The organism is Flavobacterium sp. RSB2_4_14, from assembly GCF_051547085.1.
Lineage (GTDB): Bacteria > Bacteroidota > Bacteroidia > Flavobacteriales > Flavobacteriaceae > Flavobacterium.
Genome location: NZ_JBPTTL010000001.1, coordinates 996689 through 1013337, shown reverse-complemented (window position 1 = coordinate 1013337; position 16649 = coordinate 996689). Strand labels below are relative to the sequence as shown.

The 16649-nt window shown below is 33.7% G+C and carries 13 protein-coding genes and 1 tRNA gene; 5 read left to right on the top strand and 9 right to left on the bottom strand.

Going from position 1 to position 16649, the window contains the following annotated elements; genetic code table 11:
* Nucleotide 1 precedes the first annotated feature (1 nt).
* Genes ACSVH2_RS04605 through ACSVH2_RS04585 form a run of 5 tightly spaced genes read left to right on the top strand, consistent with a single transcriptional unit; the run spans nucleotide 2 to nucleotide 7388 of the window.
* Nucleotides 2-1012: a glycoside hydrolase family 53 protein gene (locus ACSVH2_RS04605; protein ID WP_438091979.1), complete on the top strand. Its 1011-nt coding sequence runs from the start codon at nucleotides 2-4 to the stop codon at nucleotides 1010-1012.
* Nucleotides 1013-1025: 13 nt separating this feature from the next.
* The gene (galA, locus tag ACSVH2_RS04600; protein ID WP_438091978.1) at nucleotides 1026-3449 is read left to right on the top strand and encodes a beta-galactosidase GalA; all 2424 of its coding nucleotides are present in this window, start codon (nucleotides 1026-1028) and stop codon (nucleotides 3447-3449) included.
* Nucleotides 3449-4615 carry a galactokinase gene (galK, locus tag ACSVH2_RS04595; RefSeq protein WP_438091977.1) on the top strand — a complete coding sequence of 389 codons (1167 nt, stop codon included), beginning with the start codon at nucleotides 3449-3451 and terminating at the stop codon, nucleotides 4613-4615. Before galA ends, galK begins: the two co-directional genes overlap by 1 nt.
* A 48-nt stretch (nucleotides 4616-4663) precedes the next feature.
* The gene (locus ACSVH2_RS04590) at nucleotides 4664-5716 is read left to right on the top strand and encodes a UDP-glucose--hexose-1-phosphate uridylyltransferase (RefSeq protein ID WP_438091976.1); all 1053 of its coding nucleotides are present in this window, start codon (nucleotides 4664-4666) and stop codon (nucleotides 5714-5716) included.
* A gap of 1 nt (nucleotide 5717) precedes the next feature.
* A complete protein-coding gene (locus ACSVH2_RS04585) occupies nucleotides 5718-7388 on the top strand; it encodes a sodium/sugar symporter (protein ID WP_438091975.1) in 1671 nt (556 codons plus the stop codon).
* A gap of 3 nt (nucleotides 7389-7391) precedes the next feature.
* On the opposite strand, the gene ACSVH2_RS04580 is transcribed toward ACSVH2_RS04585, so the two are convergent.
* From ACSVH2_RS04580 to murG, 9 genes are all read right to left on the bottom strand, one after another.
* Nucleotides 7392-8204: a zinc-dependent peptidase gene (locus ACSVH2_RS04580; RefSeq protein ID WP_438091974.1), complete on the bottom strand. Its 813-nt coding sequence runs from the start codon at nucleotides 8202-8204 to the stop codon at nucleotides 7392-7394.
* Between the two features lie 43 nt (nucleotides 8205-8247).
* Nucleotides 8248-8321 (bottom strand) — tRNA-Arg (locus ACSVH2_RS04575).
* A gap of 61 nt (nucleotides 8322-8382) precedes the next feature.
* A complete protein-coding gene (locus tag ACSVH2_RS04570) occupies nucleotides 8383-8832 on the bottom strand; it encodes a GatB/YqeY domain-containing protein (protein WP_438091973.1) in 450 nt (149 codons plus the stop codon).
* 138 nt (nucleotides 8833-8970) lie between these two features.
* On the bottom strand, nucleotides 8971-10938 hold the full coding sequence (ftsZ, locus tag ACSVH2_RS04565; RefSeq protein WP_438091972.1) for a cell division protein FtsZ: 1968 nt from the start codon (nucleotides 10936-10938) through the stop codon (nucleotides 8971-8973).
* A gap of 33 nt (nucleotides 10939-10971) precedes the next feature.
* A complete protein-coding gene (gene ftsA, locus ACSVH2_RS04560) occupies nucleotides 10972-12342 on the bottom strand; it encodes a cell division protein FtsA (protein ID WP_438091971.1) in 1371 nt (456 codons plus the stop codon).
* Nucleotides 12343-12348: 6 nt separating this feature from the next.
* Nucleotides 12349-13071 carry a cell division protein FtsQ/DivIB gene (locus ACSVH2_RS04555; protein WP_438091970.1) on the bottom strand — a complete coding sequence of 241 codons (723 nt, stop codon included), beginning with the start codon at nucleotides 13069-13071 and terminating at the stop codon, nucleotides 12349-12351.
* Nucleotides 13068-14408, bottom strand: coding sequence for a UDP-N-acetylmuramate--L-alanine ligase (murC, locus tag ACSVH2_RS04550; RefSeq protein ID WP_438091969.1), 1341 nt, complete (start codon nucleotides 14406-14408; stop codon nucleotides 13068-13070). The genes ACSVH2_RS04555 and murC overlap by 4 nt, the downstream gene beginning before the upstream one ends.
* 4 nt (nucleotides 14409-14412) lie before the next feature.
* Nucleotides 14413-15561, bottom strand: a complete 1149-nt coding sequence (locus ACSVH2_RS04545) for a PDZ domain-containing protein (RefSeq protein WP_438091968.1) — start codon at nucleotides 15559-15561, stop codon at nucleotides 14413-14415.
* The gene (murG, locus tag ACSVH2_RS04540; RefSeq protein ID WP_438091967.1) at nucleotides 15558-16649 is read right to left on the bottom strand and encodes an undecaprenyldiphospho-muramoylpentapeptide beta-N-acetylglucosaminyltransferase; all 1092 of its coding nucleotides are present in this window, start codon (nucleotides 16647-16649) and stop codon (nucleotides 15558-15560) included. Before murG ends, ACSVH2_RS04545 begins: the two co-directional genes overlap by 4 nt.

Here is a 16649-nt window from a genome sequence, read left to right as displayed (position 1 = left end):
CATGAAAAAAATAATCATTTTATTTTTATGCTCAATTGCATTTTCATCTTGTAAAACTACAAAAACAAGTTTCGCAAAAGGTGCCGATGTAGGTTGGTTACCACAAATGGAAGCGACTGGGTACAAATTTTACGACAAAGATGGAACCGAAAAGAAATGTTTGCAATTGTTAAAAGATAGAGGAATAAATTCCGTCCGTCTTCGTGTTTGGGTAAATCCAAATGATGATAAAGCAAGCGGACATTGCGGTAAAGAGGAAACCGTTGCGATGGCTTTACGAGCTCAAAAAATGGGAATGCGAGTTATGATTGATTTTCATTATTCTGATTCTTGGGCTGATCCAGCAAAACAATTTAAACCCAAAGCTTGGGAAAAACATTCGTTTCCTGAATTATTAAATGACGTTTATACACATACTTTTGAGGTGATTTCAGCTTTAAAAAATGCTGGTGTAACTCCAGAGTGGGTTCAAATTGGAAATGAAATTCCTGGTGGAATGCTTTGGCCAGATGGTAGCACTGATAATTGGAAACAACTCGGACAATTATTAAACAAAGGCTATGATGCTGTAAAAAAGGTTGACAAAAACATCAAAGTTATCGTTCATGTTGACGAAGGAAATAACAATGCCAAATTCAGAACGTTCTTTGATAATGCCACGGCGCAAAAAGTAAAATACGATATTATTGGTTTGTCTTATTATCCTTTTTGGATTAAAAAAGATTACACTGAAACCATTGCCGATTTAGAATTCAACCTAAAAGATATGGTAAAACGTTATAACAAAGATGTAATGATTGTTGAAGTTGGAGGTGAAGATGATAAAGTTCAAAATACTTACGAATTATTAAAAGCAACAATCAAAGCTGTAAAAAATGTTCCAAATAATAGAGGTTTGGGCGTTATCTATTGGGAACCGCAAGGCGCAAAATCGTGGAGTGGTTATAGTTTAAGCGCTTGGCAAGCCGATGGAAAACCTTCACTAGCATTGGATGCGTTTAAAGAAAATTAAAAAGATGCGAAACATGCTATCAAATAAAATCGGAAAATTATCAATTTTAATCTCTTGTTTTCTACTTAATTTTTTAAATGCAGTATCACAAGAAAAAATAAGTTTAGATGAAGATTGGAAGTTTCATTTTGGTCATGCGTCTAATCCTGAAAAAGATTTCGACTACAGTAAAACGGGTTTGTTGCATAAGTCAAATGTATTTGCAAATACGATTGTCAATCCAAAATTTGTCGATTCGACTTGGAAAAAAATCAACATTCCACACGATTGGGTTGTCGAACTTCCTTTCGTAAAATCGGAACAAGTTGAAATGGACAGTCACGGCTACAAACCAGTTGGTGGCATGTATCCAGAAACGAGTATTGGTTGGTATCGAAAACATTTTTCTGTCGATAAAAAAAACAATGGAAAACGTTTCGAACTTCAATTTGATGGAATTTATAGAAATGCAGAAATTTGGTTCAACGGATTTTATGTGGGAACCAATTTTAGCGGTTACGTCGGCAATTCTTTTGATGTCTCTAATTATGTAAATTTTGAAGGCGATAATGTCATTGTAATTCGAGTAGATGCCACACAATATGAAGGTTGGTTTTATGAAGGCGCTGGAATTTATCGTCACGTTTGGTTGAATATAACCGATAAAATTTTCATTCCTGAAGATGGTGTTTTTGTACATTCTGAAGTGAAAGGGAAAAATACCATTGTAAACGTTGAAACTACAGTTCAAAACAACAATTTAAAAGTTTCCAATTGTTCTGTTTACGCCTATGTTACAGATAGAAATGGAAAAGTTTTGGCCAAATCTTCGGAACAAAAAGTGACTTTAGGAATCAACAAAGATTATACAGTTAAACAGAGATTAAATCTAAATAACGCCCAACTTTGGTCGTTAGAAAATCCCTATTTGTACAAAGTTATTTCCGTAGTAAAATCAGGAAATCAAATTGTGCATCAAACCAAAACACGTTTCGGAATTAAAACAGTGAAATTTGATTCTACTAAAGGTTTCTTCTTAAATGGAAAACACATCAAAATTCAAGGAACAAACAACCACCAAGACCACGCCGGAATTGGAAGTGCTCTACCTGATTATATGCAATATTACCGCATAAAATTATTAAAAGAAATGGGTTCTAACGCATACAGAGCAAGCCATAACGCTCCAACACCGGAACTTTTAGATGCTTGCGATAGTTTAGGAATGTTGGTGGTTGACGAGCAGCGTTTATTGAATAGTAGTCCAGAATATATTGACCAATTCAAGCGAATAATCAAACGCGATAGAAATCACGCTTCTGTTTTTTTATGGTCCATTGGAAATGAAGAGCAAAACATTCAAGGGAATGACTATGGCAAAAAAATTGCCCAAACACTTTTAGCCATTCAAGAAGATTTAGATCCAACGCGAACAAGTACTTATGCTGCCGATATGGCTAATGATTTTAAAGGTGTCAACGAAGTCATTCCAATTCGTGGATTTAATTACAGAGAATATGCTGTAGCCGATTATCATCGCGATCATCCAAACCAACCACTTCTTGGAACTGAAATGGGAAGCACCGTTACCACTCGTGGAATTTACGAAAAAGATGAAATTAGAGCTTATGTTCCCGACCAAGATATAACGCATCCATGGTGGGCAAGCAAAGCCGAAACGTGGTGGAAATTAGCCGCTGAAAATGATTTTTGGCTTGGCGGATTTGTATGGACAGGTTTTGATTATCGTGGTGAACCAACTCCTTATAAATGGCCAAATATCAGTTCGCATTTTGGGATTTTAGATGTTTGTGGATTCCCAAAAAACATTTATTACTATTATAAAAGTTGGTGGACCAATGAAGATATTTTACATATTTCTCCACATTGGAATTGGCCAGAAAAATTGGGTAAACCAATTGATATTTGGGTAAATTCAAATGCCGATGAAGTAGAGCTTTTCTTAAATGGAAAAAGTTTAGGAAAGAAAACCATGGAAAGAAATAGCCATTTGCAATGGAATGTAAATTACGAACCTGGAACTTTGGAAGCTATTGGATACAAAAAAGGCAAAAAAATAACTTCAAAAGTTGAAACTACTGGACAAGCATATAACGTTTTACTTTCTCCAGATAAAACGATTTTAACAGCCGATGGAAAAGATGCAACAGTAATAAATATTTCCATAACGGATGACAAAGGAAGAGAAGTTCCAATCTCAGATAATTTGGTGAAATTTTATATTTCTGGCGATGCAAAAATAATTGGCGTTGGAAATGGCGATCCAAGTTCACACGAGCCAGATAAATGTTCCGATGATGCTTGGCAAAGAAGTGTATTCAACGGAAAATGTCAAGTAATAATTCAAGCGGGGAAAACTACTGGTGAAGTAAAGTTTGAAGCTAAATCTAATGGACTACAAACTGGCTCTGTAGTTTTAAAACTTGTTTCTAAATAATGAACACTATATTAATAAACGGCACAACTGACTTTTTCCAGAGAAACTTTGGTAACGCTCCTGAAAAAATTATTCTTTCTCCAGGAAGAATTAACATCATTGGGGAACACATTGATTATAATGATGGTTTTGTTTTGCCAGCTGCCATTGATAAAATTATTTGTTTTGCTTTTGAAAAAAACAACACAAAAACTTCCAAAATTATAGCCATTGACTTGGATGAATACTTTGAAATAAATCTGGACGATGAAATCACATTTGATGAAAAAGTGTGGACAAATTATCTCCGTGGTGTTTTGCAACAATTGAAATTGAAAGGTTTTCAATTTGATGGGTTCAATTGTGTTTTCAGAAGTAACATTCCTGTTGGTTCAGGTTTGTCTTCTTCTGCAGCTTTAGAATGTGGTTTTTTATTTGGTATCAACGAAATATTCAATCTTAATATAAAACCAGTAGACATAGCTTTGATGGGGCAAAAGGCTGAGCATTGGGTCGGAATTAATTGTGGTATTATGGATCAGTTTTCCAGTGTTATGGGTAAAGAAAACAAAGTTATCAAAATTGATTGTAGAACATTGGAATTTGAATATCATGAAGCTAATTTCAGTGATTATTCCATACTTTTATTAGATAGTAATGTGAAACATTCCTTATTTACTTCGGCATATAATACAAGACGTGAGGAATGTGAAGAAGGATTATCCATTATCAAAAAAAAATATCCAGAAATTTCAAGCTTCAGAGATTGCAACATTACACATCTCCAAAACGTAAAAGATAAAATGACTGAAAACATTTTCAAAAGAAGTCATTATGTAATACAAGAAATCGCCCGTGTTGGAAAAGCTTGCTATGCATTAGACAAAGGAAACATTCCTCTTTTAGGGGAATTACTATTTGAAACACACAAAGGTTTATCCCAAGAATATGAAGTGAGTTGTGATGAAATTGATTTTTTGGTCGATGCTGTAAAAAAAGAAAAATCCGTCATCGGTGCTCGAATGATGGGTGGTGGTTTTGGTGGATGTTCTATTAATTTAGTTGAAAAAGGAGCAGAAGATGACTTAATCGAAAAAATAGCGAAACAATATCATTCCGAATTTGGAATAGAATTAAAATCATATAAAGTAAAAATATCCAAAGGAACAACAGAATTTAAAAACTAATTAATCCTGACAGGTTTCTTAAACCTGTCAGGATTTAAAAGTAAAATTATGCAAAAATTCAACAATAACGAACATCCACATCGACGATACAATCCATTACTTGACGAATGGATATTAGTTTCTCCTCATCGTGCAAAACGTCCGTGGCAAGGTCAAAAGGAAAAAATTATTGAAGACAATCGACCAGAACATGATGCTGATTGTTATTTGTGTGCTGGAAATGTGCGTGCCAATGGTATTCAAAACGAAAATTATTCCGACTGTTTTGTCTTTGAAAATGATTTTTCAGCATTGTTAAAAGAGGAAGTTGCATTTGAAAACAAAAACCAACAATTGTTCCAATTAAAACCTGAAAGAGGCATTAATAAAGTAGTTTGCTTTTCGCCAAAACATAATCTGACATTACCCGAAATGGAAGTTTCAGAAATTGAAAAAGTCGTGCAAACTTGGAAGGAACAATACATCGAATTGGGCAGTCACGACTTCATCAATTACGTTCAGATTTTTGAAAATAAAGGTAGTATAATGGGTTGCAGTAATCCACATCCACACGGACAAATTTGGGCGCAATCTTCTTTACCAACACAAGTAGAAAAAACCAAAAAAAACCTTCGCTCCTATTACGAAAAATATAAAACCAGTTTGCTGAAAGATTATTTGGACCAAGAATTAAAAAAAGAAGATCGTATCGTTTTAGTAAATGAGCATTTTGTCGTTTTGGTTCCTTTTTGGGCAACTTGGCCTTATGAAACGATGATTATCAGCAAAAGACATTTTGGAAATATCATAGCAATGACTAATGAAGAAACCAAAGCTTTCGCAGAAATCATAAAAGGAATTACTGTGAAATATGATAACCTTTTTGAAACCTCTTTCCCCTACTCTTCTGGAATTCATCAAGCGCCAACAGATAGAGTTTCGCATCCAGAATGGCATTTTCACATGCATTTTTACCCACCTTTATTGCGTAGTGCCACTGTGAAAAAATTCATGGTGGGTTACGAAATGTTAGGCGAAGCACAACGTGATATTTCTCCAGAACAAAGTGCTACCATTTTAAGAGAATTACCAAACCAACATTATAAAACTAAAAACAATTAGTATGCAAACATTAGCTAACCAAGATTATATTGTTTTCTTCGCCTACTTCGTCATCATTGTTGGATACGGATTTTGGATTTATAACCGAAAAAAGAAAGCACAAACCAACAGTAACGATTATTTTTTAGCTGAAGGTTCACTAACTTGGTGGGCAATTGGCGCATCATTGATTGCTAGTAACATCAGTGCTGAACAATTTATCGGGATGAGTGGTAGCGGTTTCAAAATGGGATTGGCGATTGCGACATATGAATGGATGGCAGCTGCGACATTGATTATTGTTGCTGTTTTTTTCATGCCTGTATATTTGAAAAATAAGATTTTCACCATGCCTCAATACCTCAATAAAAGGTATAATAGTAATGTGGCCATGATTATGGCGGTATTTTGGCTGTTACTTTATGTTTTGGTTAATCTGACTTCTATTTTGTATTTGGGTGCTTTGGCGATAAGTAGTATTTCGGGATTGGATATTACGCTATGCATGATTTTCTTAGCCTTTTTTGCAGTGATGATTACCCTTGGTGGCATGAAAGTTATTGGATATACCGATGTTATTCAGGTTTTCTTTTTGATTTTAGGTGGATTAGTAACTACCTATTTGGCATTGAATTTAGTCGCAAAAGAATTTGGTTCAGAAGGAGTTATAAACGGATTTAATCTGATGACGACACATGCTAATGACCATTTTCACATGATTTTCGAAAAAACAAATCCAAATTATATGGATTTGCCTGGATTATCTGTTTTGATTGGTGGAATGTTGATTATCAATTTGAATTATTGGGGTTGTAATCAATACATCACTCAAAGAGCATTGGGTGCGGATTTAAAAACAGCCCGAAGTGGTATTTTATTTGCCGCTTTCCTCAAATTATTAATGCCCGTAATTGTAGTTTTACCTGGAATTGCCGCTTTTGTTTTATACCAAAATGGGCATTTTCAAACGGAGATGTTACAAGATGGAACCATAAATCCTGACCGCGCGTATCCAACTTTATTGAACTTGCTTCCCGTGGGATTGAAAGGACTTTCGTTTGCGGCTTTGACTGCAGCAATTGTGGCATCTTTGGCTGGAAAAGCAAACAGTATTGCTACCATTTTTACTTTGGATATTTATAAAACCAAACTGAATGTAGATGCGAATGAGAAAAAATTAGTCAACATTGGAAAGAAAACAATCATTGTTGCCATGTTAATAGCGGTTTTGGTAGCGCCATTTTTAGGCATTGATAAAAAAGGAGGTTTTCAATACATTCAGGAATATACAGGATTTGTAAGTCCAGGTGTTTTTGCGATGTTCATCTTAGGTTTCTTTTGGAAAAAAACAACCTCTAATGCGGCTTTATTTGCAACCATTGGCGGATTTATTTTCTCTATAATCTTCAAATTTATGCCTGCATTTGTTGATTTGTCATTCCTATACGATTTCGGATTTGCAGTACCAAATGCTAGTGGCTTATACGAAATTCCGTTTATAGACAGAATGGGATTTGTATTTCTTCTTTGTGTAATAGGTATGTATTTTATAAGTATGTATGAAACTAAAAAAGGAGTTCAAACCAATGGTTTAGAAGTAGACAAAACGATGTTCAAAATGTCTCCAAGTTTTACTGTTGGTATGTTGATTATTATAGCTGTTTTGGCTGCTTTGTATACAGTGTTTTGGTAGAAACTAAAGTTTTTGATTTAGCATTAAACTCACATTTAAAAACAACTCTGGAAATTCAGTTTTGAAGCTTTGTGGTGTCTCAAAGTAATGTTCTATAATCACCGAAATGAACTCAAACTGATTGGTATATGCATAAATTCTAAAATAATTTGAATTAATTAATCTATCCCTATTTGGTGGATGATTTACTTCTTTTACTAATTTTTCATAATACTTTCTAAAGGTTAAAGCACTGCCATCTGTATTTCGTAAACTATGAAAGTGTACTACATGTGAAAACTCATGGATACCAAGATTTAAATTGTCGTTGTTTATTTCATAACCTTCCATAAAATCTTTCCATGAAAAAACAATTGCTTTCATTCTTGGATTGAATTCCCCTTTATAAAATTCCTGACTATGAGCAGGTAAATATTGTTCAGGATAAATAATTATTTTATCAAAAGAGTTCAATAAATAACGTCTCATTCCAAAAGTGAGCATTACAAAAGTTCCCGCTATCAGGGTTTGAACATTGGTATCCAACTGAAAATCATCTCTTGAAATAAATAAATACTTTTTATTAAAAGAGGCAACTCTATGATGGAAGAAACGCTTATGTTTCTCAGATAATTTTTTATAAAAAGGGAAATAATTTCTTAGAATTGCTTCTTCTTGTGGTGTTATTTTTTTTGGCCTAAAATAAAGATGAATATAAAGAGGTTTTTTAAAAATGGAAATCCAAATATCATCCAATAAGCTCAATAGAAACATACTGGAGTAGAGCAGAAAAGCTCCTACCACAAATAAAACAAAAAGCACAAAAAATAGTTCCATTATAAAAGATATAAAAAAAGCTCAAAATATTTTGAGCTTTTTGTGACCGCGAAGGGATTCGAACCCCCAACCCTCAGAGCCGAAATCTGATATTCTATCCAGTTGAACTACGCAGCCAGTTTAAAGTTGGAAGTACGAAGTTTATTCTCGTACCTCGTATTTTGTACCTCGCGCTTTATTAAATTAAAAGTTTCTTTACAATCGATGAAATGGTTTTCCCCTCTGCTGTTCCGCCAAGTTGTGCAGTAGCTAATCCCATTACTTTCCCCATAGAAGCAATTCCTGAAGCGCCAGTTTCAGAGATTATTTTTGAAATCACAGCTTCTACTTCTGCTTCACTTAGTTGTGCTGGAAGAAATTTTTCGATGACAGCTATTTGTGCTAATTCTGGTTCTGCTAAATCTGGACGATTTTGTGCCGTAAAAATTGAGGCACTGTCTTTACGCATTTTTACCAATTTTTGTAAAATTTTGATTTCATCGGCTTCGGTGATTTCTTCTTTAGATCCTGATGAAGTTTGCGCTAATAAAAGTTCTGATTTGATGGCACGAAGTGCTTCTAAGGCAATGGTGTCTTTGGCACGCATTGCATTTTTCATTTCATCCATTATTTGGGTTGATAAACTCATTTTTATATTAAATTTTAGATATTAAATTTTAGCTTTTTCCTTTGATTATAAGACTTACAAAGGCCACGCAAAGATAAAAAAATAACCCGAAAATTTCAGTGAAATTTTCGGGTTAAGAATTTTGAGATTAACTGTTGATTAATCTACATTATCGTGCAAAAAAGAATTGTTGGAACGAATTTGTAAATCATCATTACTGTCTGTTCCTAAAGACATTCTGGAGCTTGAATTGTTTGTTGGCGTATTGTTTGACAGATCAATACCAAGGCGTTTATAAGCTGGTTCTTTTTCCATTTCATCAACTCTTGAAGGATTATTATGGAATTTATAATTAAACTCTTTTAATTTTCTTCTTCTTTCGTCAGCTCTGTGTTTCAAGGTTTCTTCGATGGTCATTTCTACAGGAGAAACATCTTCAAACTGATTCACAAAAGATTGTGGTTTTTCAGTTTCCATTTGTTTCATAGTGATTTTTAACTCTTCGGCAATTGGCTCTTCAACTACTTTCGCAACTGGTTTTGAGTTTAATAAATCGTTCTCCACTTCCATATATTCTTCTAGAGAATATTTTATAATTCCACCTTCATTCAACTCAGTTACAGGAACGAATTGAACAGCTTCATTTACTTCAATATCACGAGTTTCTGCAGATAAATCAAAAATAATTCTACTCTCTTCAACCGTTTCTGTAGTTTCAAGTTTTACCGTAGGCATATCAAAAGTAAAGGTTATTTGTTCTTCTACTTCAATACTTTTTGGCTCAACAACTTTCATTTCAAGAACTTCAGGAGTAGTTAAATTGAAATCAATATCGTTTATTGGAGATACAATTTCAAAGGTTACATCCAGATTTTTTATGAACTGATTCATAGCAATCAACTCATTATCGTCAATATTTGAAATAACATTTGGCGTATCAATTTGTTGTGTCAATTCACTTTTGATAGCTTCATCCTCAATTAATTCAAAAATGATTTTTTCCTCATTAAATTCAACTGTTGACTCTATTTTAGTTTGGAAAATTTCTACCGGCTTTTGAGTTAAATCACGCTCTAATTTATGTTCACCATCCAAAGAATGAATTATTTTCTTCGCTTCTAGATTTAAAATTCCATTTTGTTGTTCTTCGTTAAATCCCGTTGCAATAATTGTAACTGCTATTGATTCGCCTAATTTTTCATCTTCACCAACTCCCATAATGATGTTAGCGTTGTGTCCGGCTTCACTTTGGATATGGTCATTAATTTCTCCGATTTCATCAATAGTAATTTCATTTGATCCAGAAACGATAAGCAACAATACGTTTTTGGCACCCGAAATTTTATTATCATCTAACAATGGAGAATCTAATGCAGCAATTATAGCTTCTTTTGCTCTATTTTCTCCGCTAGCAGTAGCAGAACCCATAATGGCTCTTCCACTATTTTCCAACACTGTTTTAGCATCTTTTAAATCAATATTTTGTGTATAGTGATGTGTGATTACTTCTGCAATCCCACGAGATGCAGTAGCCAACACTTCATCCGCTTTTGAAAATCCAGCTTTGAAACCAAGATTTCCATACACTTCTCTCAATTTATTGTTATTGATAACAATCAAAGAATCAACTTGTTTTCTTAATTTCTCAACGCCTAGCTTGGCTTGATCTTGACGTACTTTTCCCTCAAACTGAAAAGGACAAGTTACAATTCCTACTGTTAAAATCCCTTTCTCTTTGGCCATTTGAGCAATCACTGGCGCAGCTCCAGTTCCTGTTCCACCACCCATTCCTGCTGTGATGAATACCATTTTAGTGTTGGTGTCCAACATTTTTTCAATGTCACCCACACTTTCTAATGCCGATTGTTGACCAACATCAGGATTGGCACCAGCTCCAAGACCTTCCGTAAGGTTCACTCCCAACTGAATTTTATTGGGAACAGGACTGTTTTGAAGTGCTTGTGAGTCAGTATTACAAACTATAAAATCAACTCCGTTAATACCTTGTTTGAACATATGGTTGATAGCATTGCTTCCGCCGCCACCAACTCCGATTACTTTAATCACATTTGATTGATTCTTTGGTAAATCAAATGAGATGTTTCCAAATTCTGAGTTGCTTATCATACTATTTTGGTTTTGTTAAGTTTTGTATATTATTTATTCTGCGTTATCTAAAAAATCTTTAATCTTTTCAACATAGCGATCAAAAAAAGAACCTCTTATCTTTTTTTCCGTTTCTGTTTCTACTTTAATTTCTTCTACTTCATTGTGAACTTCTGCTATTGGTTCAAAAACAGGTTGTTGTATAACTTGTTTTGGAATTTCTTTTTCTACTTCTTTTAGTTCAATTTTGTAGGCACTGTTTGAATTATTTTGAATGCTATTCATTACCAATCCTACTGCAGTGGCATACAATGGGCTTGAAATTTCTTCACTTGAATTCCCAGCTAAATGTTCGTTTGGATACCCAATTCTGGTGTCCATTCCTGTGATATATTCTACTAATTGTTTGATGTGTTTCAATTGTGATCCTCCACCAGTAAGCACAATTCCAGCAATTAATTTTTTGCGTGGATCTTCATGTCCGTATGCTTTTACTTCTGTAAAAACTTGTTCGATAATTTCAACTACACGAGCATGAATTATTTTAGACAAATTTTTCAATGAAATCTCTTTTGGATCTCTTCCTCTCAATCCGGGAATAGATACAATTTCATTGTCTTTATTTTCTCCTGGCCATGCCGAACCAAATTTAGTTTTCAATAATTCGGCTTGCTTTTCTATGATTGAACATCCTTCTTTGATATCATCAGTAATTACATTTCCGCCAAAAGGTACAACCGCAGTGTGACGAATGATTCCATCTTTGAAAATAGCTAAATCTGTGGTTCCTCCACCAATATCAATCAGAGCAACACCTGCTTCTTTTTCTTCTTGACTTAATACAGCATCTGCCGAAGCTAAAGGTTCTAACGTTAAACCTGATAATTCAATACCAGAATTTTGGATACATCTTCCCACGTTTCTGATAGAAGAAGCTTGTCCAACCACAACATGAAAACTAGCTTCCAATCTTCCACCATACATTCCAATTGGCTCTTTTATTTCTGATTGACCATCAATTTTAAATTCTTGTGGCAATACATGAATAATTTCTTCCCCTGGAAGCATAGCCAATTTATTTACTTGGTCAATTAACAACTGAATGTCTTTTCCGTTGATTACTTCCTCTGGATTAGCTCTAATAACGTAATCAGTATGCTGAATGCTTCGAATGTGTTGTCCAGCTATACCTACAACAACATCGTTTATTTTATATCCTGAATTATTTTCTGCCTCAAGAACCGCTTGCTGAATAGATTGAATGGTTTGTGTAATATTATTTACAACTCCACGAGCCACACCAAGACTTTTGGATTTTCCAACGCCCAAAATTTCCAACTTCCCATATTCATTTTTCTTGCCAATCATGGCAACAATTTTGGTTGTTCCAATGTCTAATCCGACTGCAATATTTTCTTTTTCCATAATCAACTATTTAATGCAAACCACTTGCTTGGTAAACTTCAAATTAATCCTTTTGTATTTGTTCAATGTGCTATCCAAAACAGCATTCTGAAAAAACGCCTTATAATTTTTAAATTTTCTTTCGATATTAACAGTTCTGCCAAAATCAATTTGAAAATCGTAATTTCTGTTCATCATAACTAAGCTTCCGTTGGGTAAAACTTGCACACCAATGATGTTTTTTTTCAAAAAATCATCTTCGGCAATTTTATTCAAAACATCTGCCATTTTTCCTTTTTTCACAACTCCTATTTCCCCTGAAATTAGTGGAACTCTAGCCGTATAATTGTTCGATAAGGGCATCTTATTTCCCTCACTGTCAATATAAAAAGAACCTGCTTCATTAAACACTCTTCCGATAGGTGTTTTTTGTTTCACCACCGCTTTTAAAACCCCATCAACACTGACAAACACATCTGCTTTTTGCACCATCTCTTGTCGGTTCACAGACTTTTCCAATTTCATCAAATCTAAATCAACTTTGTTTAAAGTTTTTATGTCCTGATTTTTTTCTATTAACAATTTATTAACCATTTCTTCCTTCAAAAAAAGAGTGTTTTTACCCTCAAAAACAACCACTGTTTTCTTAATTTTTCGGGTTTCATTTCGATGTGAGGTGAAGGAATACAAGAAAATTACCATCCCTATCATGAGCACCAATCTGATATTTATCCAAGTAAAAATTTTCATGATAATGCTTCTTTAATTTTTGGAACTAATTCACCAATATCACCTGCACCGATGGTCACAATTATTTTTGCATCACTTTCTAAAATTGCTGAAATTAAAGCGTCTTTTGAAACCAATTTTTTATGATTGTTTTCCATTTTTGACAATAACCAACTTGACGTAATTCCTTCCATAGGCAATTCTCTAGCTGGATAAATATCTAACAAAATCACTTCGTCAAATTGAGACAAACTTTTAGCAAAATCATCTGCAAAATCTTTGGTTCTACTAAACAAATGTGGTTGAAAAATAGCCAATACTTTTTGGTTTGGATACAATTCTGAAACTGCTTGATGTACTGCATTTATTTCCGTAGGATGATGTGCATAATCATCAATATAAACTAATCTATCCGACTTAATTTGATACGAAAATCTTCGTTGAATTCCTTTAAATGATGCCAAGGCTTTAGCAATGGACTCGGTTGGGGTACCATAAGTTTTCGCCATCGCCAAAGCCATCAAGGCATTCATTAAATTGTGTCTTCCTGGTAATCCAAATTGTAAATTTTTAATAATTTCTGAAGGTGTTTGTACATCAAAAACATAAAAACCATTTTCAATTCGGATATTGAAAGCTTTAAACGTTGATTCTTCGTCAATTCCAATGGTGAGTGCTTCGAGAAGCAAACCTTTTGGAACAAATAATTTAGTTTTATCTTCTACTTTGTCTGCAAATTCTCTAAAGGTTTCTTCTATTGCTGATGCATCACCATAAATATCTAAATGATCAGCATCCATTGAGGTTATGCAAGCAATATTAGGATACAAATGCAAAAATGATCGGTCAAATTCATCCGCTTCAACAACAGTGATTGTTTTTCCGCTTCCAATTAAATTAGAATGATAATTTTCGACAATTCCACCAAGAAAAGCAGTCACATCGGCACCACTTTCATACATAATATGCCCAAGAATACTTGATGTTGTAGTCTTTCCGTGTGTGCCAGCGACAGCGAAACAAAAAGTATCTTTAGTAATAATTCCTAAAACTTCAGCCCGTTTTTTTACTACATAATCTCTTTCCAAAAAGTAATTCCATTCTGAATGAGAAATAGGAACTGCAGGCGTAATAATCACCAAGGTGTTTTCAACATAATAGTCTGCTGGAATTAAACCGATATTATCTTCAAAATGAATGTTCATCCCGCCAGCAATCAATTCGTCTGTCAAAGTTGTAGGTGTTTTGTCGTAACCCGAAACATTTTTGCCAATGTTTTGGAAATAACGAGCCAAAGCACTCATTCCGATGCCACCAATTCCGATGAAATAGACGTTATGTATTTGGTTTAGATTCACTTTATTAATTTAATATTACTTGTTTTTCAATTGAGAAGTTCAATTTTTCATTCCCTCTTAAAACGCTAACATTTATAGCTTGATTGTTGAAATAATTTTTAAAATTGAAATACAATTCACATAATTCGTCGTCTGAAATCGTTGTGAAATCAATATTGTTAATTTTTATCACTATATCTCCATTTTTAATTCCTTGTTTGTCTGCATTTGAGTCAACATAAACGCCAACCACTTCAATTTTATCACTTCTCTTGTAAAAATAGAACCCATAATCTTCGATACTATATTTTTCGCGAAAAACATAATTATCAAGATAAATTTTCTTGTTTCTCCAGTCGATAGTGACGTCGTAATCTTTTAATATTTTATTACCTATCATACTAGCTCCATTGTCGAAAAAGTTTATCATGGTTTCACCAAATTCACTTGTTCCTAAAGCAACCTTAGGAACCATTGTACAGATTTCGGTGAACAAACTCAACTGATTTTTGCCAGAAAATTTTTCTGTGCCGTTATATATAGCATTTTTGTAATTATTCGCTTTATTTTTGAAATCAGTAATTGGCAAGCTAATTGTTCCATTTGAACCCACATTAACCATTACTTTCTCAAATAAAACATTGTCAATTTTCAGTGAAATTAGTGGTGAATTATTTGTCCCAACAGTTGTAAAATCAATTATGTTGGCTTTCTGTGAAAATTCAAAATCATCAATTGAATTTGAAAATAAAAGCTTGCTATTATTATAATCGATTTTCCAAATCATGTTGGATAACAAATTTGCCCCGATAATTCCGTCAATTTTCACACAATTGGAGTTAAAACTATTAGATAAAGCTCTAGCGTCAATATTTCTAAAAAAAGTATTCCCAATTTTAAGCTCTTTTACAGAATAAAATACCGTGTTTTTCAGGTTTTGTTTTTCAGAATTTTTAATGTCATACTTTTTAATCAGCTCGTTTGAAACTGACGAATATCCTGTAGAACTAAATAAAAATTTATACGTTTTATTGTCAATTGAAATATCGATATACAAATTACCACGTTCAAAGCTAAAAGGTACCGAATCAATTCGAGAATTCGAAGAATAGCATTGATTACCGCTAAAAAGAAGTAAAATGTTTGCTATAAAAAAGATTAGGTTTTTATTCATTTTATCAATTTTATTATTTGCTCAGCTATATCTTTGGTAGCATTTGGTTTTGCCAATTTTTTCATGTTTTCACTTAGACTTTTTTGCAAATTTTCATCGTGAATTAGTTGGTTGAAAACGGTTTCAAATTTTTCATCCAACTCACTTTCTTTAATTAGTAATGCTCCATTTTTATCCACAATTGCCTTAGCATTTTTGGTTTGATGATCTTCGGCAACATTGGGCGATGGAATAAAAATAGTTGGTTTTCCCACCAAACATAATTCCGAAACGGATGATGCGCCAGCACGAGAAATCACAAAATCGGCTACGGCATAAATCAAATCCATTCTGTCAATAAATGAAACCACTTGCACGTTTTCTACTTCTGAAAAATGCTTATAATCTGCCATGTACAAGTTACCGCATTGCCAAATTATCTGCAGATTGTTATTGCGTAAAAAATCAATTTCTTTTGCAATAAGTTGGTTAATTCGTCTTGCGCCTAAACTTCCTCCTATAATCAAAACTGTTTTTTTGTTTTCGTCTAAATTAAAGTAGGCTAGTGCTTCACTTCTTTTGGAATCAATATCTAGAATGTCTTGACGAACTGGATTTCCTGTGAAAACAATTTTCTCTGCTGGAAAAAATCGTTCTAAATTTTCATACGCTACACAAATGGCATTGGCTTTTTTGCTCAACAATTTATTAGTAATTCCGGGATAAGAATTTTGCTCCTGAATAACCGTTGGAATATCCATACTATTGGCTATTTGTAATAAAGGTCCGCTTGCAAAACCGCCAGTTCCTATAACAACATCTGGTTTAAAATTTTTTATAATTTGTCGAGATTTCCACAAACTACTTACTAATTTCAAAGGAAACATTGCATTTTGCAGTGTTAGTTTTCGTTGCAATCCTGAAATCCAAAGTCCATTGATTTCATAACCTGCTTGCGGTACTTTTTGCATTTCCATTTTGTCTTTAGCTCCAACGAAAAGAAACTCCGCTTCGGGAAAACGAGACTTTAATTCATTAGCAATTGCAACTGCAGGATAAATATGTCCTCCAGTTCCACCACCACTCAATATGAATTTTAGTTTTCTCAA

Bases quoted from the DNA above. Each gene is read 5' to 3' on its own strand.
- ftsZ (WP_438091972.1), bottom strand. From the start codon at position 10,938: ATGATAAGCAACTCAGAATTTGGAAACATCTCATTTGATTTACCAAAG.
- ACSVH2_RS04585 (WP_438091975.1), top strand. From the start codon at position 5,718: ATGCAAACATTAGCTAACCAAGATTATATTGTTTTCTTCGCCTACTTC.
- galA (WP_438091978.1), top strand. From the start codon at position 1,026: ATGCTATCAAATAAAATCGGAAAATTATCAATTTTAATCTCTTGTTTT.
- ACSVH2_RS04590 (WP_438091976.1), top strand. From the start codon at position 4,664: ATGCAAAAATTCAACAATAACGAACATCCACATCGACGATACAATCCA.
- ACSVH2_RS04580 (WP_438091974.1), bottom strand. From the start codon at position 8,204: ATGGAACTATTTTTTGTGCTTTTTGTTTTATTTGTGGTAGGAGCTTTT.
- ACSVH2_RS04555 (WP_438091970.1), bottom strand. From the start codon at position 13,071: ATGAAAATTTTTACTTGGATAAATATCAGATTGGTGCTCATGATAGGG.
- ACSVH2_RS04570 (WP_438091973.1), bottom strand. From the start codon at position 8,832: ATGAGTTTATCAACCCAAATAATGGATGAAATGAAAAATGCAATGCGT.
- ACSVH2_RS04545 (WP_438091968.1), bottom strand. From the start codon at position 15,561: ATGAATAAAAACCTAATCTTTTTTATAGCAAACATTTTACTTCTTTTT.
- ftsA (WP_438091971.1), bottom strand. From the start codon at position 12,342: ATGGAAAAAGAAAATATTGCAGTCGGATTAGACATTGGAACAACCAAA.
- ACSVH2_RS04605 (WP_438091979.1), top strand. From the start codon at position 2: ATGAAAAAAATAATCATTTTATTTTTATGCTCAATTGCATTTTCATCT.
- galK (WP_438091977.1), top strand. From the start codon at position 3,449: ATGAACACTATATTAATAAACGGCACAACTGACTTTTTCCAGAGAAAC.